Origin of the sequence: Mesorhizobium australicum WSM2073, from assembly GCF_000230995.2 — a bacterium.
Classification (GTDB): Bacteria; Pseudomonadota; Alphaproteobacteria; order Rhizobiales; family Rhizobiaceae; genus Mesorhizobium; species Mesorhizobium australicum.
The window spans coordinates 255,421-276,894 of sequence record NC_019973.1; the positions used below are offsets into that span (position 1 = coordinate 255,421).

Here is a 21,474-nt window from a genome sequence, read left to right on the forward strand (position 1 = left end):
GTCGTCTATTCCATATCTCACCCGAGCATCAGGCCTGATCCATGCATTACCGATCGATCTCCGACATGAACGACGCCATCGTGAGCAACCTTCATCGGCTGCCACGCGACATCGACCTGGTGGTCGGCGTTCCCAGAAGCGGCGTGCTGGCGGCGACGCTGGTCAGCCTTGCGGCCAATATTCCGATGACCGACCTGGACTCCTTCCTCGAAGGCAGGGTCTACACGTCAGGCATCACCAAGCGCCGCGCGGCCCTGGACCGCAAGGTTTCGGACATGCGCAAGGTGCTGGTGATCGACGACAGCATCGCCGGCGGCAATGCCATGCGCGACGCCCGTGCCCGCATCAAGAGCGGCGGTATCGAGGCTGACTACACCTTTGCCGCCGTCTTCGGCCTGGAGCCGGAGCATCAGGAGACCGATCTGGTGTTCGAGGTCGTGCCGCATCCGCGCATGTTCCAGTGGAACTTCATGCATCATAAATTCCTGGCGCAATGCTGTGTCGATATAGACGGGGTGCTGTGTCTCGATCCGACCGAGGCCGAGAACGATGACGGGCCTGCATATGAAAAATTCCTCAGCGAGGCGCGGCCGCTTCATGCCGTGACCCACAAGATTGGCTGGCTGGTCACCAGCCGGCTCGAGAAATACCGTGCGTTGACGGAGGCGTGGCTCGCCAAGCACGAGATCAAGTACGACAAGCTGATCATGCTCGATCTGCCGAGCAAGGCGGAGCGCCAGCGGCTTGGCGCGCATGGCAGTTTCAAGGCCGATTTCTATCGCAAATCCGACGCCATCCTGTTCATCGAAAGCGAACATGCCCAGGCGCTGAGGATTGCCAAACTGTCGGGGAAACCGGTCCTGTGCGTCGAAACGCACATGGTCAGTTTTCCCGATGCGCTGTCGCTGCCAGCACTTGGCCAGGCCGCGCGAAACCTGCCGGCGAGGCTGCGCCAGGTCAATTCGCAGGAGGGCCGCAAGAGCGCCGCCAAGACCATTGCCCGCGCCCTGCTCGGTGCACGCGGCTATGAAACGCTGAAGAACAGGGTCAAGCGCCCAGCCTGATGCAGAACCGATCGGGTCGCTGCTTGGCTACGCGGCCTGGCGTGCGCGCTGCTGCACCGCTCTGTCCAGTATCGAGAAGAAGGTGACGAACTGACGGTCGGGGTCGAGTTCCGGCCGGCCGGCGAAGCCGCGCGCGAGGGCCGAGACCCGCTGATATTCCTTGTTGTCGTTCCACAAGAGCCTGACGGCCGCGACCCATTCGGCGAGCGGGGCATCATAGTCGAGCACCGTGCCGCCAGGGCCGACCGCTTCCGGCAAGCCACCGCGGCGCGAACCGACGACCGGAATGCCGCTGCAATGGGCTTCCGAGGCAACCCGCCCCCAGGCCTCCTCCCATTTGCTGGGCGCCAGCAGGATCCGGGTGCGGCCATAGACCGTCTTCATGTCACTGGTGCGGTTCTCCAGCGTGACATTGCCGAGCGGCGTGATCGTCTGTTCGATGCGTGCCCGGTGATCGTCCGCCAGCTTCCAGCTTTCGACGAACAGGAACGGGATTTCGGGGCACGCGGCGGCGATCCGCACCGCAAGCTCGAAGCCCTTTTCCTCATAAGGGTTGATCAGGGTGACGAACTGGCCTGAAGTCGGCGTGCTGTAGTGGGCCGGATTGATGGTCGGAGGGATCACCGCCGCCTCGATGCCGAACTCCCTGGCGTAGGTGCGCGCAGTGAATTCGGAATTGGCGATGTAGAGCGCCGAGCGCAGGTCGCGCAGGTCGCCCCCAAGCTCGTGAAACTCGACGTTGCGGAGGTAGACGACCAGCGGCACGCCCTTGGCCTGCAACGCCTTGCCGAGTGGAACCGACTTGTGGCACTGAACCACCGCCACATCCGGCTTGACCCTGTTGACGGCGAAGGCCGCCGCCTCCCACGGAAACCACGCCCGGATCACTGGGTAGCCGGGAAAACTGTCGACGACCGCCGGCTGGCGCAAAAGCTTCATCTTGGCACGCGCCTTGAAGCCGAAGACACCATCGCCAAACAGCGCGGCGAGCACCGCGGCCTCATGCCCATGCTCGATCAACTGCTCGGCCAGATGATGAGTGCTCGACTGGACGCCGCCGCTGAACTCCGGTGGGTAGCCATTGCCGCCTGCAAAGAGAACTTTCATGGTCCTGGCTCCTCGTCTATCGCGTTTCAATGCCCACGGCCGATGAACGGCAGCGTCAAGTGCAGCCTCACGCAGTCTTTGGCGGATCAAGCGTCGCGAACGGATTTGTGCATGGCTGCCATCCGGTGAACCGGATGGGATCACTAGGCGAACTGCGCGAGGCGTAGTCCGTCAACATGTGAAATTCGGCCACGACCCAGCGGTCGAAATGCCGGAGGTCGCGCTGCTTCCGCTTGGGCAACAACTTGCGTGCCTGGCCGAGCTTCGCCGTCTCGAGCAAAGTGACGGCGTCGCCCAGTTTTTCGCTGGGAAACAGCCACGGATTGCGGTTGCGGAACTCCAGCACGAACTGCTGCAGGTGCTCGATGCGCATGTTCAGCCCGCCGAGGTATTTTTCGAGCGTGACGCGAACCAGGTCCTCGTCCGAAAACGAAGACACCGCCGCGAAGGCCACGCCAGTCGATGCAACTCCACCAGCCATGATGGCCAAGACCGAGCGCCGTGAGATTTCCATCATCGGTTACCTCCTTCCCTTCCCGTCACGCCATCCGGCTCGCCGCGCGCAGGGACAAAGCTGCCGCGGTCAGGCTCGGGTTGGCGCAGGAGCAGCTTGGATAGGTGCTGGTGCCGACGACGACCAAGTTTCTCAACCGGTGATGGATCATGTTGCTGTCGATCACCGAATCAGCCGGGCCGGTGCCCATCCGCAATGTGCCCTGGACGTGCGATTCCGTTGGCCGGATGCCGCGGTCGAAGAGCCGTTCGACAGGCAACGGGGCAAGCAGTCCGGGCAATTTGTCCAGCGCCCGGGCCATGCCTTTGACGGCATAGTCCGACGGCGCCTTGAAGGAGACGAAGGCGTTGTCAGCCTCGTCGAGGGTGACGAAATTCTCGTGATCGAGCAGGTTCTCGGTGACCACGACCAGCGGCAGCGCCTGGCGCAGCCGGCCCTTCTCTGCGCGCATCCCGTGCTGCCAGCGGTTCTCGAAATAGACGAGGGCCGCCGCGTGCTCGGACCGGTGCGGACCGTCATAGAGGCCGAAATTCAGGCCGGTGGTGATGGTGCTGCCGTCGAAATTGTCGACGCCGTCGAGATAGACCTCGAAATTCCAGCCATAGGATTCATGCAGGCCGCGCCCGACGAATTCATCGCCCAGGCCCGAGCGCAGCATGATCGCCGCGCTCTGGATGGCATTGGCGCCGAGAACGAAGAGGTCGCCGCTGACCTGATATTCCCTGCCCTCATGCACGAAGGCGACCGAACGGACCGTGCCGCCGACATGGTCGAGCCGCCGCACTTCGGAGCCGAGGCAGACCGAAACGTCGGGATGCTCGAAGACATGCATCAGGCCGTTATTGGCGGTGAACTTGGCATCGACCGGGCACAGCCAGCAGCGCAGATTGGCGCAGCAGGAGCTGCGTTGCGCGGTCGGCACGCGCGCCCGTGCGGTCGGCATGACGAAATGCTGGTCGGGCTGGGCCGCCTTCATCATCCTGTCCGGCGTCGACATGCGATGCGGTGGCTGCGGAAAGGGCTTCGAGCGCGGCAGCATCGCCGCCATGTCGGGATCGCCGGAGATCGACATGATGTCTTCGGCGTCGCAATAGAACGGCTCGACATCGTCGTAGCTGATCGGCCAGTCATTGCCGACGCCGTAGGTGCTTTTCAGCCTGAAATCATTGGGGTGGAATCTTGGCGTCTGCGCGAACCAGCAATTGGTCCCGCCACCCAGCCCGATCGTGTAATTCCACGGCTTGTCGGAATTGGTGCTGTAGGTCGTCTCGTCGTCTATGTCGGTGTTGACGTTCTGGTCAAGCTGCCATTCATGCGTGTTGTGGCGACCCCACTCCAGAACCAGGATGCGCGCCTTACGCCGCCTGGCGAATTCATGCAGGAAGAACGCCGAACCGAAGCCGGAACCGATCGCGACAACATCGAAATGATCTTTGGTGATTTGCTCGGGCTTTACGTCCAGCACCATCAGCTACAATTCCTCCTACGCCGGGCGTTTGGCCCGATCCTGCTTTCGGCTCTCCGCGCCCGATCTCATGCCGCCATTCTGCCGATCGAGTGATATTCGATGCCGTGGCGCGCCACGACCTTGGGATCGTAAAGGTTGCGGCCATCGAAGATGACTGGCGTGGTCAGCGCATCCTTCAGCGCATCGAAGGACGGTGCGCGAAAACTCTTCCATTCGGTGGCGATCAGCAGCGCATCGGCGCCGCGCAGGGCCGCCTCCTTGGTTCCACACAACAGCAGGTCGTCGCGCAGCCCGTAGATGGCCTGGCATTCCTGCATGGCCTCGGGGTCATAGGCCTGCACGGCTGCGCCGGCGTTCCAGAGCGCCTCCATCAGCACGCGCGCGGGCGCCTCGCGCATGTCGTCGGTGTTGGGCTTGAAGGCCAGGCCCCACAGCGCGAAGGTCTTGCCCTTGAGGTTACCCTTGAAATAGCGGTGCACCTTGTCGAACAGAACGGATTTCTGATCATTGTTGCGCTCCTCGACGGCGCGCAGCAGCTTGGCGTCGTACTTGACGCCCTCGGCGGTCTTGATCAGGGCGCGGACGTCCTTGGGAAAGCACGAGCCGCCATAGCCGAGACCCGGATAGATGAAGTGATAGCCGATGCGCGGGTCGCTGCCGATGCCCTGGCGCACTTCCTCGATGTCGGCGCCGAGTTGCTCGGCGAGGTTGGCCATCTCGTTCATGAAGCTGATCTTGGTCGCCAGCATGCAATTGGCGGCGTATTTCGTGAATTCGGCGCTGCGCACGTCCATCACGATCATCTTCTCGTGGTTGCGGTTGAAGGGCGCATAGAGTTCGCGCATCACCGCCTCGGTTTCCTCGCTCGACGTGCCGACGATGATGCGGTCGGGCTTCATGCAGTCGGCGACCGCGGAGCCCTCCTTGAGGAATTCGGGATTGGAGGCGACGTCGAAGCTCAGATCCTCGCGGCCCCGCTTCTTCAGCGTCTCGGCGATCCTGGCCTTCACCTTTTCGCAGGTGCCGACCGGCACGGTCGACTTGCCGACGACGATCTTGGCGGTATCCATCTCGCGGCCGATGGTCTCGGCGACCGCCAGCACATATTTGAGGTCGGCCGAACCATCTTCGCCGGGCGGCGTGCCTACCGCGATCATCTGGATTTCGCCGTGCCTGACGGCGGCCGCCGCATCGGTGGTGAACTTGATGCGGCCGGCGGCGTGATTCTCCCTGACGATGGTTTCAAGACCCGGCTCGAAGATCGGAACGAGGCCCTGATTGAGCCGCTCCACCTTGTTTGCGTCGATATCGACGCAAACAACCTGGTGGCCAACCTCGGCAAGCACCGCCGCCTGCACCAAGCCGACATAGCCAATTCCAAACACCGTCAAGTTCATTCGGTTTCATTCCCATCCAGGGCAGCGGACCGCTTCTCGGCCCTGCCGGTTCAATTCGTCTTTCCCAGCTCTTTTACACTACACACCAGCGATTCCGGAAATTGGCAGGGCTGACCCAGCGCGGTGAACGCGACCCGCTCGACCTGCAGCGAAAGCTTGCGGCCCGGGTCCGCAAACGCTCCCATCCAGCCCTTCATGGTGTCGCTACCCCAAAGGCTGAAGAAGATCTTCTGCGCATGGCTGGGCAGCTTCGCGGGATCGGTGATGGTGTTCACCAGTTGGCCGTTGAGATACCAGCGCAGGCTATCTTTCTCCCAGACGAAGGCATAGTCGTTGAAGGCACTGTCGGTGCCGCCCGGCACGTCGACCAGCTTCTCGTTCTTGCCCTTGCCAGCGATATAGGCGTTGACCTGCACCTTGGAGGTGTCCTTGGTCAGGATCTCGAAGTCGATCTCGTCCCAGGGCTGCTTGTCGGATGGGCCGATATAGGAGAAGAACGCCGCGTTGAGGCCAGGGCCGGTGTCGGTCTTCATCCGCGCCTCATAGGTACCATAGCCGAAACGCTGCTTGGTCTGGATCTCGCCGCAGGCGAACTCGCGATCCTTGGTCTTCTGCTTCGCGAATCCGAGCGAAAGAACGCCATCGGAAAGCTTGACCAAGCCTTTCGACCAGGTGCAATTCTGATGGCTGCCGTTCGTCCAGCCGTCTGAAACGTACCAGCGCTCGCGGTCGAAATTCTTGAAATCGTCGACGAAAGAGGGCGCGGACTGGATATCCTGCGCATGAGACGGGGTTGCCGGCAGGCTGCCAAGAGCGACCAGCAGCAAAGCGACCGCCAGACCAGACCGCCGCCAGAAATGCAGGGCTGAAGGGGCGTCTATTGCTGTCGTGGACATGGTCTTTGGATCCGAATTCATGAGTGACTCACCTTTGCGCTGTGTCCCCAACCCAAAGTCGACGTTCGAACCGCTTCCAAACGGGCCAACCTTGACCTTTTCAATCACCCTCCCGACGTCCAGCCTTGCATCACCTTCGCCGTAACGGTCCCCCGCCGCCGCCTTCAATTTCGGCCGGCTCCCGCCTGCCTGACCGGTTCGACCGTCGCCGCCGGATCGGTGGTCGTATTCTCGTCGAAGACCACGTCCAGCGAATGACGGAGCTCGCGCATCCTGCCGCCCTGGCGCGACAGCGCAGCGATGCGGCGCTCGCTGTTCAGGATCGACTGCGTCAACGCGCTGACTTCGGACGAGCGGCGATCGGAGGCGGAGCCGTTTTCCATGGCTTCGACCAGAAAGGCCGCGTTGGTCGCTTCCTTGCGGTAGCGGCTCTCCAAGCCGGTTTTCTCCGCCTCGATCTCGGCGGCGATCTGCTCGAACAGCTTCGCCAGCCGGTCCAGGCGCGCAACGTCGGTCTGCCTGTCGCGGGCCGGATCCCTTGATCTGAAGCCGAATATCGAGGCCATGAACTTAAATTCCCGTCATCGCCGGCTTCCTGGACCGGCTTTCAGGCCAGGCCACTGGCCGATCCCCGCAACCGGGGCTGAAAACTCGTAACCGCGTCGCCCAACTCCTCTGACGAAGAGAGACTTCGCACCAGTCCGATCGGGGGCCAGTTCGGCTGGTCGTTTAATTTGTTGCACCGCAACATAGACTGCCATCCCCAGAGCCGCGAGGCAACCACCCAATTCATAAACTCATAAATCCGATGGAAATGGTTGCGTGGCGGCCTCGCGGTCGGCAGGTAACACCGCGCCTTACCGTCCTTTGCCGGTACTGGTTCCAGCCATCAGGAAACGGAGCGGCGGCACGTGCTTGTTCCTGGAGACCAGGCCAACACTGCGAAACAGCGCCTCGATCTTGTCGGACGCCACGCCCTGGACGATGGGGACGAGGTTGGATTGGCTTGCAAAGGCGTAGGCCGCGGCAGAAGCCAGGCCCCGCTCGGCCTTCACGTCGAGGAAATTGCGCAGCCGGTATTTGTCGCGCACATGCCGCTCGTGCCGCCGTAGCACTGCTTTCGACCCTTCCGGCAGGCTGTCGATCGCCAGCAGCGCCAGATCGGCATCGGCCAGCCGCTTCAGATCCTGCGTCTTGTGGCGGCCGCTGAGTGAATCGGCGCGGACAATGGCGCCGTAGCCGCAGGAACGGATGACCTTGAACCGTGCCCCGTGGGCGACCGCTCGCGCGTAAAGCTCGTAGTCCTCGCCCAGTCGCAGGCTCTCGTCGTAGCGCAACCCGTGGCGGTCGAGAAAGGCACGGCTGATCACCGGCTTCAAGAAGCCGAGTTCGCCTCTTTGGACGCGGCGCCTGGAGATGTTGCCCTCCACGAATCCTTCGAAATCGAGGAATTCCGGATCGGCGGCAAAATCCGGGGCGACGATTTTGGTTGCATCGCCAGCCGCGTCATCCCTGATGAGCATGATGTTGTCGGCGGCGAAATCCCAATCGGCGCCGACAAACAGGTTGCGAAACCGGCCCTCGAGGAAGAAATCGTCGGCGTCCAGAATGCTGATGAACGGGGCTCGTGAACCGGCGATCGCCGCATTGCGGGCAAAAGAAGGGCCGCGATTGACGTCGAGGCGCATCACCGCAAGCCGGCCGCTGCCATCGTCGGCAGAGCGTGCGACCTCGGCCGTATTGTCCGTGGAGCCATCGTCGACGACGACGACCTCCCCGACTTCCGGTTCGCGCAACGCGGACGCTATGGCGACGGCGATCGTTCGCGCCGCGTTTTTGGCCGCGATGATCACGCAGACTTGGGATTTCGTCATCGACATGGAATTGCCTCTTGCACAGGTTCCGATCTGCCCTCGCCCTGTACGCGTTCGATATTCGCCGCCTTCACGGGCCGGCTGGCCGTTCGAAGATGCGGCGGCTGATGTCCGCCGACGCCGCCCAACCGGCCTCGGAAAGGTAACGGACCGGAGCCCGGCCGCACAATTCCCACAACACCGTGCGTCGCTGCGGCCAGCGCAGCGACGACAGCCATGGCGCGATGACCATGTTGAGCAGGTCTTCATTGCCGATGCGCGACAGGATCGGCTTGGCCCGCTCCGACAGAAGCGTGCCGGTGCCGCCGAGCAGCACATCGGCGGAACGCAGGCCGAGCAGCAGCGTGTCCTCCAGCCCCTGGCTCACCGCCGCATCGAGCACACGCTGCTGATCGGCGTGGCCGAGACGGCTGGCGCTGGCCCTGATATCGCAGACGTAGCCGGCGCAAGGCTCCCGGTTGAACAGTGCCTTGGCGACGCTGATGCAGGCCAGCATCAGCGTGTCGGCAGCCGACGTGAACGGGACTTCGGCGCCGGTGATCTCGACCAGCCGCTTTCGCCGCAGGAACCCGTCGGCATCGCGCGGACTGGGCGAGCCGGGCTGCTGAAGCCGGTAATGAAGGTCGACAGTGGATGATTTCGACCCATTGCCACGGATCATGTGCTGTTCGCCGAGGAAGCGGACCCACCAGACCGAACGCGACTTGCCCGATACTTCGTAGCCGATCGAGCGTAACGCTTCGCGTGCCTTCAAGAACCCGGCAGGCGAAACCAGAATATCGATATCGCCCGAGGGTTTCATGAAATGATCGTCGTAAAGCAGATGCTGCTGGAACGGCCCTTTCAGGAACACAAAATCAATCCGCCTGTCGAGCAGCGCCTCGTGAATGGCGATCGAATCCATCAGGCAGGCGGCGTTCATCGACACCGTCCTCCTGCGATAAGTTTCGAGCCACTGGAACAGTTCGGCCGGCCTCTCATGCGTCGGCGTACGCGACAGCGCCTTCAAGACGAAGGTACCGACCTTGTTCAACCTGGCGATATCAGTGACGACAGCGTCGGAAAGGCCCGGCGTCCACGTTTCACCGGCCGAGGCGGCCGGCCCCGCGAAATATAACCGTAAGCAGGCCCGCACATAAGCGATCTCGTCGGCGCAGTCGGTGGCGCGCAGTCTTTCATAGGAGCTTTCCGGCAAGGCCATTGAGCGCACAGTCTCCAAAAAGCGGTTTGCGCGAAGCGTATGCTGCAGCTGCTAAGCAAAGCATCGTCAAAAACGACGGCGCCGTAAAGCCTTTCCTTTCGCAGTGCGAAATTTTGCAACCATAGCGTTTGCCAGCTTCGCGGAAGGGGATGAGATGTATGGAGAAATTCCCACCCTAGCGCAGCGCTTCAGCCGGGCCATCGATGGGATCAGCTGAAAGTTGAGTATCTTTCGGCGTTGTCCAATGGCAATGGCCAAGCATGGCTTCCTCTTGTTCATGCAAAATCAATGGTTTACGGAATCTCGTGTGACGAGGGGCAATCACACCCGGCTTCATCTCGAAATAGGTGGATTTCTTACACGCGGGGTGACGTCCGCAACCCATAATTGATTAACGACCGGTAAATCAGGCTTGACTCATAAATGTTGCTGTGCAGCTATTGCGATGCAGCATGAAAGTGCTGACGGCAATCGACAGGCCGTTTCCAGTCCTTATGGAGAGTAAAATGGAACAGAATGTTGAAAAGCATGAGTACGAAACGCCAAACCTGACAGTACATGGTTCAATCGAAACCATTACCCAAGGCGGTGGTGGCAGCACGGCAATCGACGCGTCGTTTCCCGCGCACACCCCGATTGGCGACCTGACGTTCTCCTGAGACCAGCCTGATTCTGGAGGAATGACGTTGGGCCTCCGGGATCGAAGACAATGAAATGGAGCCGGGGATGAAAATCCCCGACTTTCCATTGAACCTGATGACGCGTAGACCGTGTGTTGCAAACGAGGTTTTAGGATGAACTGGAACCCATCCGAGCACGATTGCGTAAAGGCCACCAAGGACGCCGTTGCTTGCGAATTCGGCGATGGCCTCGCGCTTCTCAACCTGAAGTCCAATATCTATTACAGCCTCAACGGTGTCGGCGCCTTCATCTGGGAATTGATCCAGGAACCCAAGCCGATCGCGGACATCCGCAGCGCCGTCCTCGCTCGCTACAATGTCGACGCCGAACGCTGCAAGGCCGACGTCGACGCATTGCTGAAAGGCCTGGCGGAAAACGGGCTTGCGAGGCTTGAGCATGAGGCACTCGTCTAGGCAGGCGTCGCAGAAGGCCATGGCTGTGCGGCAAAGACCTGTGACGCAGAGAAATCCCCGGCCGATGAAGCAGCGGCCTGGCAGGCGCAGCCTGGCCAGGATCTTGTCCTTGAGCGGCTCGGAAGCGCTTTTCCTGTGCCGCTGCCTGCTGGTGGTCACGACCGTCCGGCTCGGGCTGACATTGTTCTCCTACAACCGGGTGCGTGGGATGGTGACGCGGCTCAACGCGCACCAGTGTGCCAGCATGAGCGAGTTGCGGCTCGTCGCCTGGGGGGTTGCCGCCGCAGCACGGTTCGTTCCGGGCGCCACCTGCCTGACCCAGGCGCTGTCGGGCCAATACCTCCTCGCGCGCCAGGGCAATGCGTCGAACATCCGCATCGGCATCGAGCGCGGCACGGGCGAGCAATTGAAGGCGCATGCCTGGCTGGTCAGCGATGACCACATCGTGCTTGGCGGATCCGTCGATGGTTTCGCCCACCTGATCGACCACGGCAGCCGATGAGCGGCGTAGCCGGAATCCTGCTGCGACAAGGCCCCGCGCCGGCTGAAGCGGCGAGCGACATCCAGCAGATGCTGGCGCGCATACGCCATCGTGGTCCCGACGGAACCTCGTGGTGGCAGGACAGCGGCGTCGCGCTTGGCCATGCCTGGCTCAACACCACCGACGAAGCCGGCCCCGGCCCGCTGACCATGGCCGGCGGCAAGCTGGCCATCACCGCCGATTGCCGGCTCGATAACCGCGACGAGCTGCTCGCAAGGCTCGGCATCAGGGACAACTCGGTCGCCGATGCGGCGTTGCTGATGCGGGCCTATCTGCGCTGGGGTGAAACGTGCCCCGTGCATCTGCAAGGCGACTTCGCCTTTGCCATCTGGGATGCCGAGCGGCAGCTTTTGTTTTGCGCGCGAGACCATTTCGGGGTCAAGCCTTTCTACTACCACGCAGCGGAACGCCGCTTTGCCTTTGCCTCCGAGATCGGGCCAATGCTCGGCCTCGACGGGGTCGGTGCGCGCCTCAGCGAGCACCGGATTTCGGGGTTCCTGGCCGGGCTGCCCGATGACCCGCAGTCCACGCCCTACAGCGACATCTTCGCCCTGCCGGCGCGTCACAGCCTCACCGTCACCGCGCAACGTCTGGTGCTGCGCCGGTACTGGCAGATCGAACCATCGCAGCGAGCACCGCGGCCTGATGCCGCGGAGGAATTCGCCCATCTGTTCGCGCAATCGGTCCGCAACCGCATGCGAGGAAGTCCGTCGATCGGCGCGATGCTGAGCGGCGGCCTCGATTCATCCTCGATCACCTGCGTGGCGGGAGTGCAAAATGCGGCCGAGCGCAAGCCGAGGCTACCGACCTTCTCGCTCGTGTTCGAAAAGGGTTCCTCGATGGACGAGCGCCCGTTCATCGATGCCGTGCTCGATCAGCAGAAGGCCGATCCGACGTTCATCCCAGTCGGCAATTATGCACCCTTCGCTGAATTCGAACGGGTGCTGGAGGAACAGGAAGGCACGTTCCTGGCGCCGGGCCTGACGCTGACCCGCGGTATCTACCGGACGGCCGGCGCCAAGGGCATCAAAGTGCTCCTCGACGGCCATGGCGGCGACGAAGTTGTTTCACAGGGGCATGGCCATCTGCACGAGCTTGCCAATGGCGGCAGGTGGCTGGATCTTTGGCGCGAGGTCCGCAGCGCCTCCAACACCTATGGCGACAGCACGCTCGGCCTCTATTTCCAGTTCCTGACCATCTACGGGCCGGCCTGGCGCATCGCCAGGCTGAGACAGCTGGGGAACCGAGCCCTGAACAGGATGCGCAGGCCTGCCCGATCGAAGCGTGGCCGCAGCTGGCGCGACCTGATCAATCCGGACCTTGCCAGGCGAACCGAGCTCATCGACCGGTTCCATCGGGCTGGCTACATGCCGCCCGGCGTCCAAGCCAGCGACGCGCTCAGCCACCGCTGGATCCTGTCCAACGGCTATGTTCCGCACTCTTTCGAAGTTTTGGACAAGGCCGCCGCCAATTTCGGCGTCGAGCCGCGGTATCCCTTCTGGGACAAGCCGCTGGTGGAATTCTGCCTGGGGCTGCCGGGCGAGGAGAAGCTCCGTCATGGGTTTGGCCGCTACGTGCTGCGCCGCGCCATGGAAGGCATCCTGCCGGCGGCGGTACAGTGGCGGCGCGACAAGATCGATTTCACCGCCAATCTGGTCAACGGCATGGTGCGCAACCATCGCGACCTGCTGGAGCAGTTGCTGGTCGGCGATGCGGGTCGCATCGCACCCTATGTCAACCTGCCGGAAGTAAACGCCGCCTATGCGCGGCTGCTGCGCCAGCCGGACCAGGCGGCACCGCTCGATGTCCAGTATGTCTGGCGCTCGGCGTCGCTGTCGCTGTGGCTGCGGCAGGTCCAGCATGGCGGGAGCCCCGCATGATGTCTCGCCATGAGCCGTTCGCCGGCGATCTCGACCGTCTTCCCAACCGCGACAGGACAGCGGGAGAACGAAGTTACTACCGCGCCTACGGCCTGCTCATCGCGTCCGACGTGTGGCTGCCCGAACTGGAGCCGGCGGACCCGGCAACGGCCGACATCGAGATCGTCATCGGCCCGATCGATATGCCCAAGCCTTCGGCGAAGGCAGCGACCGTCTTCCGTTTCGAGCCTGGCCGGCAGTATCTGGCCTGGGAGGCCGTCGGCGCATTCCTGATCAGCGACGCCCGCCGCATCGATGTCCAGCCGGCGCCCGGCGTCGACGACGCCTTGCTTGCCTTCCCGTTGCTGGGGCCGGTGCTGGCGCTGCTGCTGCACCAGCGCGGCCTGCTGGTGCTGCATGCCAGCGCCATCGCGGTGGCCGGCAGGGGCGCCATCTTCATGGGCGACAAGGGCGCCGGCAAGTCGACGACGGCAAGCGCGCTGATCCGGGCCGGACACGACCTGCTCACCGACGACGTCGTGGCGCTCGATCTCACCAACCCGGACGAACCGATGATCGTTCCGGGATTTCCGCAGATCAAGCTTGCCGCCGATGCCGCGGCGGCGATCTCGCTTGGGCAAGCGCAAGTGCGACCGCAAGTGCATCCGGCAATCGAGAAGATGCAGCATCGCCTGCACGGCGCCTTCTCCGGCAACAAGGTGCCGGCGGCCAGGATTTACATCCTCGAGCGCGGCGAAAGGGCCAGGGTCACCCTCCTGCCTCAAATCGCCGCCTTGCCAGCCATCATCAAATTCTCCTACGTGACGCGGTTTGGCCGCGCGGCGCTCTCCGGCGATTTCGCGGCGATGCATCTTCGCCATTGTTCAGCGATCGCTAACCATGTCGGCGTGTGCCGGCTGGACGTTCCGACGGGCATCGACAGGATCGGCGAGGCTGTGGCGCTGATCGAAAAGGAATTGGCTGGCGATGCCTAGGTCATCGGTCTTCAGCCTGTCGCTGTTTCGCGATGTCGCGGCATTCGGCGCCGTCATTGCCCGGATCGGCGGACGACGAACCTGGACGGCGCTGCTGTTCCTGATCCTCGGCAGCCTGACGGAAGGCGTTTCCATCCTGCTGCTGGTGCCGCTGCTGCACCTGGTCGGCCGTGCCGACCAGGATTTCGCGGTAAGGCTGCCCAATATCGAGTTTGTGCGCTGGCTGGTGCCCGGCGGAACGCTGCAGCTGACGACGGTGCTTTGCGCGCTGGTCGGGCTTGTTGCCGTGCAAGCAGCCTTCAACCGCTTCAAGTCGGTATACATGGCAAGGCTGCTCTTCGATTTCATCAACCGCTTGCGCATGAACCTGTTCGAGAGCATCGGCAAGGCGCGCTGGGGCGTGTTCACGCGCATGCGCGGCTCCGATCTCGACCATGCCCTGACCGGCGACATAGACCGCGTCCAGGGGGCGGCTTTTGCCCTGCTGATGCTGGTGCAGATCGCCGTGCTGCTGGCGGGCTATCTGGTGATTTCCATGTTCATCTCGCCGGTCATGACGGCGTTTGCCGTCGTCATCGGCATTGTCATGTTCATAGCGCTGCAGCCATTTCGCTCGCGAGCCACCGCCTTCGGCCGGATCCTGACGACCAATCGCCAGGACCAGTACCGCACGGTCTCGGAATTTCTCGGCGGCATCAAGGTGGCCAAGAGCCTGAACGTCGAGGCCAGCTATTTCGCGCAGCTGCAGGTCACGCTCGAAAAGATGAAGGCCGACAATATCGCCTATGTCCGCAACTCTTCGATCGGCACCGCCGTGTTCCAGGTGGCGAGCGTCGTGGGCTTGAGCGTCTTCATCTATGTGGCGTTGGTCAGCTTCCACCTGTCGCTGGCCGAGATCGTCGTGCTGCTCCTGGTCTTCATGCGCATCGCGCCGCGCTTCATGGACATGCAGACGCAGGCCCAGCAGGTGCTGATCAACCTGCCCGCCTATACGGCAATGCGCAACCTGCAGGCGCGTTTCGACGCCGAACGGGAGCCTGGCCACGTCGAATCCACGGATGCCCGCAAGCTGACCCTCGATACGGGGCTGAACATTCGCGACGTCTCCTTTGTCTATGACGACGGCGCCGGCAAGGCAGTGGTGAGCGACATCACCTTCGGCCTTCCGGCCGGCAAGGTCACGGCGCTCATCGGCCCGTCCGGGTCAGGCAAGAGCACGATCGCCGACATGCTGCTCGGGCTGCTCGAGCCGACCACCGGCAAGATCCTCGTCGACGGCGTCGAGCTCGATGCCGGCAATCGCCGCCGCTGGCGCGATCAGGTGGCCTATGTGCCGCAGGACGTGTTCCTGCTGCATGATACGATCGCGGCGAACCTGCGCCTTGCCGCGCCCCAGGCCAGCGAGGACGACTTGTGGAAGGCACTCCGCGCCGCTCACGCCGGCGATTTCGTAGACCGACTGGACCTGAGGCTGAATACCGTGGTCGGCGACCGCGGCGTGCGCCTCTCGGGTGGCGAGCGCCAGCGCATCGCGCTGGCACGCGCGTTGCTGCGCAAGCCGTCACTGCTCATCCTGGACGAGGCGACAAGCGCGCTCGACTGGCAGAACCAGTCGCTTATCGCCCGGTCGATCGACGGCCTGCGCGGCGCAATGACGATCCTGACCATCGCGCACCGGCCGTCGATGATCGCCTTCGCCGACTGGGTGGTGGCGATGGAGGATGGTCGTGTGGTGGAGGTCGGGCAATATCAGCGGTTGAAGGCGAAGCCGGGGAGCCGGTTGTCCCGGATGCTGTCGGGAGAACAGTCGGAAACCGAACCCGCCGATGTGGCCTGAGGACGATGATGTCCCCGTGGATCTAATGCAGCCCCCGCCGGACGCTGCCCAGCTTCTCGCCCTCGGGCACTTCGGTGGAGTTCTGCTTTCTCTCGGCTTCGCGCAGCCTGTCGGCCGGCGTTGGCGCGCTCCTGGCGATCATGGCATAGACGACCGCGAAATAACCGGCCTGGATGACCACCGCGCAGATGATGACACGCAGCAGTGTCGTGCCAAGCGAAGCTCCACCCAGCCAGGACCAGGCGACGACGATCGCGAGCGCGAACAGCATCCCAACGATGAATTTTGGAAGCGACATACCCAACAGCCCATAAACCGGCTCGGGTATATCCAACGATAGCCCCACCCGAGCGCCGTCCCTTGTGATGCGGGCTTGTTAAACCACCCGCTCTCGACCGGTTGCTTCCGGCCTTTCAACCTGTCGCCACCGTGACAGGTATAATTTGCAATTCTATTAAGGCGAGCAGAAGGCGGCAAGGGCAACCGCACATATTTTTGATTGCGCTTACGCGTTCGATTCTGCCATGCTGCAACGCACCCGGCCGCATTTCACTCAACCTGCAGCCATTGCAGATCTGGAGTACACCCCATAATATTAGATGGTATTTTAGGTGAATAGTCCAGAATATAGCATCGTCAGTAAGGACTCGTATGCTCTGGATCCCGACACTGGGAACGCGCCGCCCACAAAACGCCCTAAAAACGCCCGGATTTTTTTATGCTTGCCCATTTATTGTCACAAATGTGCTAAACATTTCGAAATTTGTGCAGCGCGAGCTTATTATTTAGTCAATTCATGACGCGACTATTTCAGCGGCGTGGGAAATTGTGTGTTGCGCTGCAGCATTTTTTTGGTATCGTGCGGTAAACCATTCGTTCAACGCATGGAGTTTCCGTATGAGGGATATTGCCAAGTCGGCCACGGCGGGGTTTTCGCAGGCCGACACCGACTTTCCGCCGCCGATCGGCGGCCTCATCAAGCGGAGTTTCGACATCGTCGGTTCGCTGGCTGGACTGATCGCGCTCAGCCCGCTGTTCATCATGATAGCGCTGCTCGTCAAATTCTCCGATGGCGGATCGGTTTTCTATGGTCACCGCCGAATCGGGCGCGGCGGACGGCTCTTCTCCTGCCTCAAGTTCCGCACCATGGTTCCGGACGGCGACAAGGTGCTGGCAGCCTATCTCGCGACCAATCCAGAGGCCAATGCGGAATGGATAGCGACCCGCAAGCTGAAGAACGATCCACGCGTCACCCGCGTCGGAACGGTGCTGCGCAAGCTGAGCCTCGATGAATTGCCGCAGATCATCAACATCCTCCAGGGCGACATGAGCCTTGTCGGGCCTCGCCCGGTGGTCCGGGACGAACTGGAAATCTATGGCAGCGCGGCTGTCTATTATCTGAAGTCCCGGCCCGGCCTGACTGGCCTGTGGCAGGTCAGCGGCCGCAACGACGTTTCCTATGACAGCCGCGTCGCGTTCGACCGCCACTATGTCGAGAACTGGTCGCTGTTCGAGGACGTTCGCATCATCATCAGAACAGTGCCGGCCGTCTGGATGTCGCGCGGCTCTTACTGATCGGCCGGCAGGATCAAGGCATCCGGCGGCAAGCTCATCGGGCGATGGGGCTAAAACGGATCGGAACGCTCAGTTGAAGATAGACATTTTCGAAGCCTTTGGCAGCGGCCCGTTTTCCGGCCGCTCGCGGCTCGTGGCGACCTGCCTTGCGATGTCGCTTGCTTTTCCCCAGATGGCCGCCGCCGACGATTACCGTCTGGGCTCCCAGGACAAGCTCACCATCCGCATCGCGGAATGGCAGACCGTCGAAAGCACGTTCCGCGACTGGTCGTCGGTCAATGGCCAATATACGATCGGCCCGGCAGGCACGCTGTCGGTGCCTTTCGTCGGCGAGTTGCCGGCGGCCGGCAAGACTACGGCGGAGGTCGCCGCGGCGATCGGCGAGGCGCTGCAGCACAAGCTCGCTTTATCGGACAAGCCTGAAGCCTCGGTCGAAATGGCACAGTTCCGCCCCTTCTACATTTCGGGCGAGGTGCAGAATCCCGGGCAATTTCCCTTTGTGCCCGATCTTACGGTGCTGAAAGCGATCAGCGTCGCCGGAGGCATCAGGCGCAACGCCGACTACGGTCCCCAGCTCGGCAAGGACCTGGTCACCGCCAAGGGCAATTTCGATATCTCCGACGACCAGCGCGTTCGGCTGATCGTCAAGCGCGCCCGCATCGACGCCGATATGGCCGGCAAGACGAGTTTTGAGGCACCCAAGGAGGTCGAAGGCGATCCGCGGCTGCCGACCATCGTCGCCGACGAGATGACAATCCTTACCGCCGACCAGAAGGCGCTGAAGCTCAAGCTCGAGGCGCTCGACGATCTCAAGGGTGTGCTGCAGGCCGAAATCGAATCGCTGCAGAAGAAGATCGTCAACCAGCAGAAGCAGGTCGACCTGGCCCAGCAACAGCTGGCCAGCATCGGTCCGCTGGCCCAGAAGGGACTGGTGGCCAATGCCAGGCTTCTGGATTCGCAGCAGTCCGTTACCGACCTGCAGGGCAAGATCCTGGACTACGAGACAGCCATCCTGACCGCCAAGCAGGCGATCAGCAAGGCCACGCAGGACGCCATCGACGCCCAGAACACCTTGAGTTCGAGCCTCGCCGCCGATCGCCAGCAGACCGAAGCCGACCTGAACGAGGCCGCGCTGAAGGTGAATATGCAAAAAGGCCTGATAGCCCAGGCCACGGATCCGGCAACGACGGCCGCCATCACCAACGACCAGCAACCTACCTTGCTCTATTCGCTGGTGCGCAATGTCGACGGCAAGACCAGCGAAATCGCCGCCAAGGAAGACACACCGGTACTGCCTGGCGATGTGATCAAGATCAAGCTGGCGCCGCTAGCCAGCCAGTAGAGACGCGGAAGGTCGCGCGGCCCGCCGCGTTCGATCCATAGCGCAAGGGCCTTGAGCCTCCGCCAAGCCTGCTTGGCGGAGGTTTTTGCTGATATATTTTCAGCACCGGAAAACCAGAATGGCTGTTGACGCAATCCCGAACGGAACCGCTACGCGGTTTTCCCGCGATGGCTTTAGCGGACTCTCATCATTACTCGGCTGCCGCGGGACGGTGAGGCCAGGCTGCCTGTCCGGCCTTGGCATCCCCCGGCTCGAAAGCCGGCGACCATCGCGTGCGGGTGACCGGCAGCCTCGCCAGCTTGAAGAAGCTGAAATACATCAGGAATGAACCCATGATGTAGGGGTTGAGTATCTCGACCTCGACGAAGGAGCGGATGAGCAGCAGCACCATCACGCCGATCAGAACCACCGATTCGGCCTGCCATGTCTTGAAGACCACCGCCGCGATGTGGCCGAGGAGCGTGCGCAGCATGATCAGCGATATCAGCACCGCCCCGGTGAAGCCGAGTTCGACAAGGGCTTCGACATAGGTGTTGTGGAAATGGAAGCCGGTGCGGGTGCTGATGTAGAATTCGTTCCACAGCCGCTCCGCCTCGGCAAAGCCCTGCACCCAATAGGCTGCATAGCCGACGCCAAGGATCGGCGATCGCATCGCGGCGTTCCAGCCCTGCTCCCACAGATAAGTCCGCCCGGTGAGCGTCGAATCCTTGCCGAAGATGCCAAGCACGAAGTCCATGAGCCCGAGATTGAGGGCGACGATGGCCACCACGACGATCATGCCGGCGCCGACCAGGAAGATCACCCGGCGGTAGCGTCGCGACAAAAGCTTGCTCATCGCAAGAAGCGCCACCAGCGCCAGAACCGCCGGTATCGAGGCCATCGAGGTGGCGGAATGCGAGACGACCAGCACATAGGCCGACAACAGCACGACCGGCACGGTCAGCATGAAACTCAGCCGGCCACGCCGAAGGAAAGCAAGGAACACGACCGAGAAATAGATGCCGAGCGAGCCGACGAAGCCGATCTGGTTCTTGGAGGCGAAGGCGCCGACGAAATTATAGGTGCCGTCGAGGACGTCCTCGGAATAGGCGCCGACTTTCAGCGAATAGAGCAGGACGAAGAATATGCCGACCAGGGCGCCTATTGTCAGGGTGCGCACGCTGACGGTGCGTGCGGCGACATAGGCGCAGGCGATATGGGACAAGTACTGGACCGCCGTTCTGGCGGTGACGCCGGGCGCCTGCGACCAGAATATGGAAAAGCAGACATAGGCCGCAAAGAGCAGCGGCAGCCAGGCGCTGGACAGTTGCCGCAGGAAACGCCGGTAGTCGACCAGGATAAGCGGAAGCCAGACGGCATAATAGGCCAGGATCAGCACCTGGCCGAAAATGACGGAATAGGAGAACGCCCAGATCGAAACGGCAACGGCAAAGCTGCCATAGACCGAATTCTTCTCGGGATCGACGAGCAGGGATTTGGGAATTTTCATCTCACGGTCCCGTCGACACGACCCAGGACCGGCAGGCCGCAAACCAGCCGGCATATCCGCAAACAGGGTCGTACAAGAAACGGCGCCTCCATTGTGCAGTGCAATATAACCTATCGCACCCCGTGCTCAATGGCAAATCCGGTCACCTTGTCTTACAGCGCGGCGATCGCCGAGAGATCTCGGCCGTGGACGGGCCAATCGGTCATGTGCTCCGACTGCCCATCAGGAACGAGGCGCGTCCCTTGAGGTTTCCTTAGTCCATGCGCATGCCTAGATCGGCCTCGCCGTGGTGGGTATGGTGGAAGCGCTGCGCGACCAACTCGAATGAACGGCGCCATAATCCGGCCGATTGGCCCAGACGATCCGGCCGCATGCCGGCTTGAACTCGGTCGGCGGTCACCTCACAGTCCCAGGACCGGCCAGCACGCGGGGCGCCTTCAGCCAACATGAACAGGGGGAACACATGCCAATGAATTTCGCGGGGCGCTTCTCAGGCCGGTCGGCGGTCATCACCGGGGGCGCCTCGGGCATCGGACTGGCGGTCGCGCAGAGGATCGTCGACGAAGGCGGGCGCGTCTGCGTCTGGGATCGCGATCCCGCACAGATCGAACAGGCGAAAGCCATTGTTCCCGGCCTGCGTGGAGTGACGTTGGACGTTGCGGATGCGGCAAGTGTGGAGGTCGCCGCACGATCGACGATCGACGCCTTCGGCGCGGTCGACATACTGGTCACCAGTGCGGCCATCACCGGCCCCAACATGACCACCTGGTCCTATTCGGTCGAGGACTGGCGTGGGGTCATCGACATCAACATCAACGGCGTCTTCTACTGCAACAAGGCGCTGGTGCCACACATGCTCGAGCGCAACTATGGCCGCATCGTCAACATTGCCTCGATCGCCGGCAAGGAAGGCAATCCCAACGCTTCCGCCTACAGCACCTCGAAGGCGGCGGTGATCGGCCTGACCAAGTCGCTGGGCAAGGAACTCGCCAAAACCAAGGTGACGGTCAACTGCGTGACGCCAGCCGCCGTGCGCACCGCGATCTTCAAGCAGATGAAGCAGGAGCACATCGATTTCATGCTCTCCAAGATACCGATGGCGCGGTTCGGCGAGGTCGAAGAAGTGGCGGCGCTGATCTCATGGATCGCCTCGGAGGAATGCTCGTTCACCACGGCCGCTGTGTTCGACGTCTCGGGCGGCCGCGCCACCTACTGATGCAC

Annotated in this window: 20 protein-coding genes; 10 read left to right on the forward strand and 10 right to left on the reverse strand. The window is 62.3% G+C overall.

Annotation, left to right across the window (positions count from 1 at the left end):
* Positions 1-41: 41 nt before the first annotated feature.
* Positions 42-1,064, forward strand: a complete 1,023-nt coding sequence (locus MESAU_RS01165) for a phosphoribosyltransferase family protein (protein ID WP_015314216.1) — start codon at positions 42-44, stop codon at positions 1,062-1,064.
* Positions 1,065-1,091: 27 nt separating this feature from the next.
* Here MESAU_RS01165 and MESAU_RS01170 read toward each other — a convergent pair whose 3' ends face one another.
* The 8 genes from MESAU_RS01170 to MESAU_RS01205 form a co-directional block, all read right to left on the reverse strand.
* The gene (locus MESAU_RS01170) at positions 1,092-2,171 is read right to left on the reverse strand and encodes a glycosyltransferase (RefSeq protein WP_015314217.1); all 1,080 of its coding nucleotides are present in this window, start codon (positions 2,169-2,171) and stop codon (positions 1,092-1,094) included.
* 67 nt (positions 2,172-2,238) lie between these two features.
* Positions 2,239-2,688: a hypothetical protein gene (locus MESAU_RS01175; protein ID WP_015314218.1), complete on the reverse strand. Its 450-nt coding sequence runs from the start codon at positions 2,686-2,688 to the stop codon at positions 2,239-2,241.
* A 22-nt stretch (positions 2,689-2,710) separates the two neighbouring features.
* Positions 2,711-4,153, reverse strand: a complete 1,443-nt coding sequence (locus MESAU_RS01180) for a GMC oxidoreductase (protein WP_015314219.1) — start codon at positions 4,151-4,153, stop codon at positions 2,711-2,713.
* Between the two features lie 65 nt (positions 4,154-4,218).
* The gene (locus MESAU_RS01185; protein WP_015314220.1) at positions 4,219-5,550 is read right to left on the reverse strand and encodes a UDP-glucose dehydrogenase family protein; all 1,332 of its coding nucleotides are present in this window, start codon (positions 5,548-5,550) and stop codon (positions 4,219-4,221) included.
* A 50-nt stretch (positions 5,551-5,600) separates the two neighbouring features.
* Positions 5,601-6,467 (reverse strand): endo-1,3-1,4-beta-glycanase ExoK, encoded by an 867-nt coding sequence (gene exoK, locus MESAU_RS01190; protein WP_083882941.1) that lies wholly within the window; start codon positions 6,465-6,467, stop codon positions 5,601-5,603.
* Positions 6,468-6,610: 143 nt separating this feature from the next.
* Positions 6,611-7,012 (reverse strand): hypothetical protein, encoded by a 402-nt coding sequence (locus MESAU_RS01195; protein WP_015314222.1) that lies wholly within the window; start codon positions 7,010-7,012, stop codon positions 6,611-6,613.
* A gap of 291 nt (positions 7,013-7,303) precedes the next feature.
* On the reverse strand, positions 7,304-8,326 hold the full coding sequence (locus MESAU_RS01200) for a glycosyltransferase family 2 protein (RefSeq protein ID WP_015314223.1): 1,023 nt from the start codon (positions 8,324-8,326) through the stop codon (positions 7,304-7,306).
* Between the two features lie 64 nt (positions 8,327-8,390).
* Positions 8,391-9,521: a nucleotidyltransferase family protein gene (locus MESAU_RS01205; RefSeq protein ID WP_015314224.1), complete on the reverse strand. Its 1,131-nt coding sequence runs from the start codon at positions 9,519-9,521 to the stop codon at positions 8,391-8,393.
* 506 nt (positions 9,522-10,027) lie between these two features.
* Between MESAU_RS01205 and MESAU_RS01210 the strand changes: the two genes are divergently transcribed.
* The 6 genes from MESAU_RS01210 (at position 10,028) to MESAU_RS01235 (ending at position 15,847) form a co-directional block, all read left to right on the forward strand.
* Positions 10,028-10,180, forward strand: a complete 153-nt coding sequence (locus MESAU_RS01210) for a lasso peptide (protein ID WP_015314225.1) — start codon at positions 10,028-10,030, stop codon at positions 10,178-10,180.
* A 135-nt stretch (positions 10,181-10,315) separates the two neighbouring features.
* Positions 10,316-10,615, forward strand: a complete 300-nt coding sequence (locus MESAU_RS01215) for a PqqD family protein (RefSeq protein WP_015314226.1) — start codon at positions 10,316-10,318, stop codon at positions 10,613-10,615.
* A gap of 109 nt (positions 10,616-10,724) precedes the next feature.
* A complete protein-coding gene (locus MESAU_RS01220) occupies positions 10,725-11,117 on the forward strand; it encodes a lasso peptide biosynthesis B2 protein (protein ID WP_245262932.1) in 393 nt (130 codons plus the stop codon).
* A complete protein-coding gene (locus MESAU_RS01225; protein WP_015314228.1) occupies positions 11,114-13,036 on the forward strand; it encodes a lasso peptide isopeptide bond-forming cyclase in 1,923 nt (640 codons plus the stop codon). Before MESAU_RS01220 ends, MESAU_RS01225 begins: the two co-directional genes overlap by 4 nt.
* Complete coding sequence (locus MESAU_RS01230) at positions 13,033-14,010, forward strand: phosphoenolpyruvate carboxykinase (ATP) (protein WP_015314229.1); 978 nt, start codon at positions 13,033-13,035, stop codon at positions 14,008-14,010. Before MESAU_RS01225 ends, MESAU_RS01230 begins: the two co-directional genes overlap by 4 nt.
* Complete coding sequence (locus MESAU_RS01235; RefSeq protein ID WP_015314230.1) at positions 14,003-15,847, forward strand: ABC transporter ATP-binding protein; 1,845 nt, start codon at positions 14,003-14,005, stop codon at positions 15,845-15,847. The genes MESAU_RS01230 and MESAU_RS01235 overlap by 8 nt, the downstream gene beginning before the upstream one ends.
* 22 nt (positions 15,848-15,869) lie before the next feature.
* Here MESAU_RS01235 and MESAU_RS01240 read toward each other — a convergent pair whose 3' ends face one another.
* A complete protein-coding gene (locus MESAU_RS01240; protein ID WP_015314231.1) occupies positions 15,870-16,145 on the reverse strand; it encodes a hypothetical protein in 276 nt (91 codons plus the stop codon).
* 599 nt (positions 16,146-16,744) lie between these two features.
* Between MESAU_RS01240 and MESAU_RS01245 the strand changes: the two genes are divergently transcribed.
* Positions 16,745-17,422, forward strand: a complete 678-nt coding sequence (locus tag MESAU_RS01245; RefSeq protein ID WP_015314232.1) for a sugar transferase — start codon at positions 16,745-16,747, stop codon at positions 17,420-17,422.
* Positions 17,423-17,507: 85 nt separating this feature from the next.
* Positions 17,508-18,764 (forward strand): polysaccharide biosynthesis/export family protein, encoded by a 1,257-nt coding sequence (locus MESAU_RS01250; RefSeq protein WP_041163581.1) that lies wholly within the window; start codon positions 17,508-17,510, stop codon positions 18,762-18,764.
* A 190-nt stretch (positions 18,765-18,954) separates the two neighbouring features.
* Here MESAU_RS01250 and MESAU_RS01255 read toward each other — a convergent pair whose 3' ends face one another.
* Positions 18,955-20,253, reverse strand: coding sequence for an O-antigen ligase family protein (locus tag MESAU_RS01255; protein ID WP_015314234.1), 1,299 nt, complete (start codon positions 20,251-20,253; stop codon positions 18,955-18,957).
* Between the two features lie 463 nt (positions 20,254-20,716).
* Between MESAU_RS01255 and MESAU_RS01265 the strand changes: the two genes are divergently transcribed.
* On the forward strand, positions 20,717-21,469 hold the full coding sequence (locus tag MESAU_RS01265) for an SDR family NAD(P)-dependent oxidoreductase (RefSeq protein WP_015314235.1): 753 nt from the start codon (positions 20,717-20,719) through the stop codon (positions 21,467-21,469).
* Positions 21,470-21,474 lie beyond the last annotated feature (5 nt).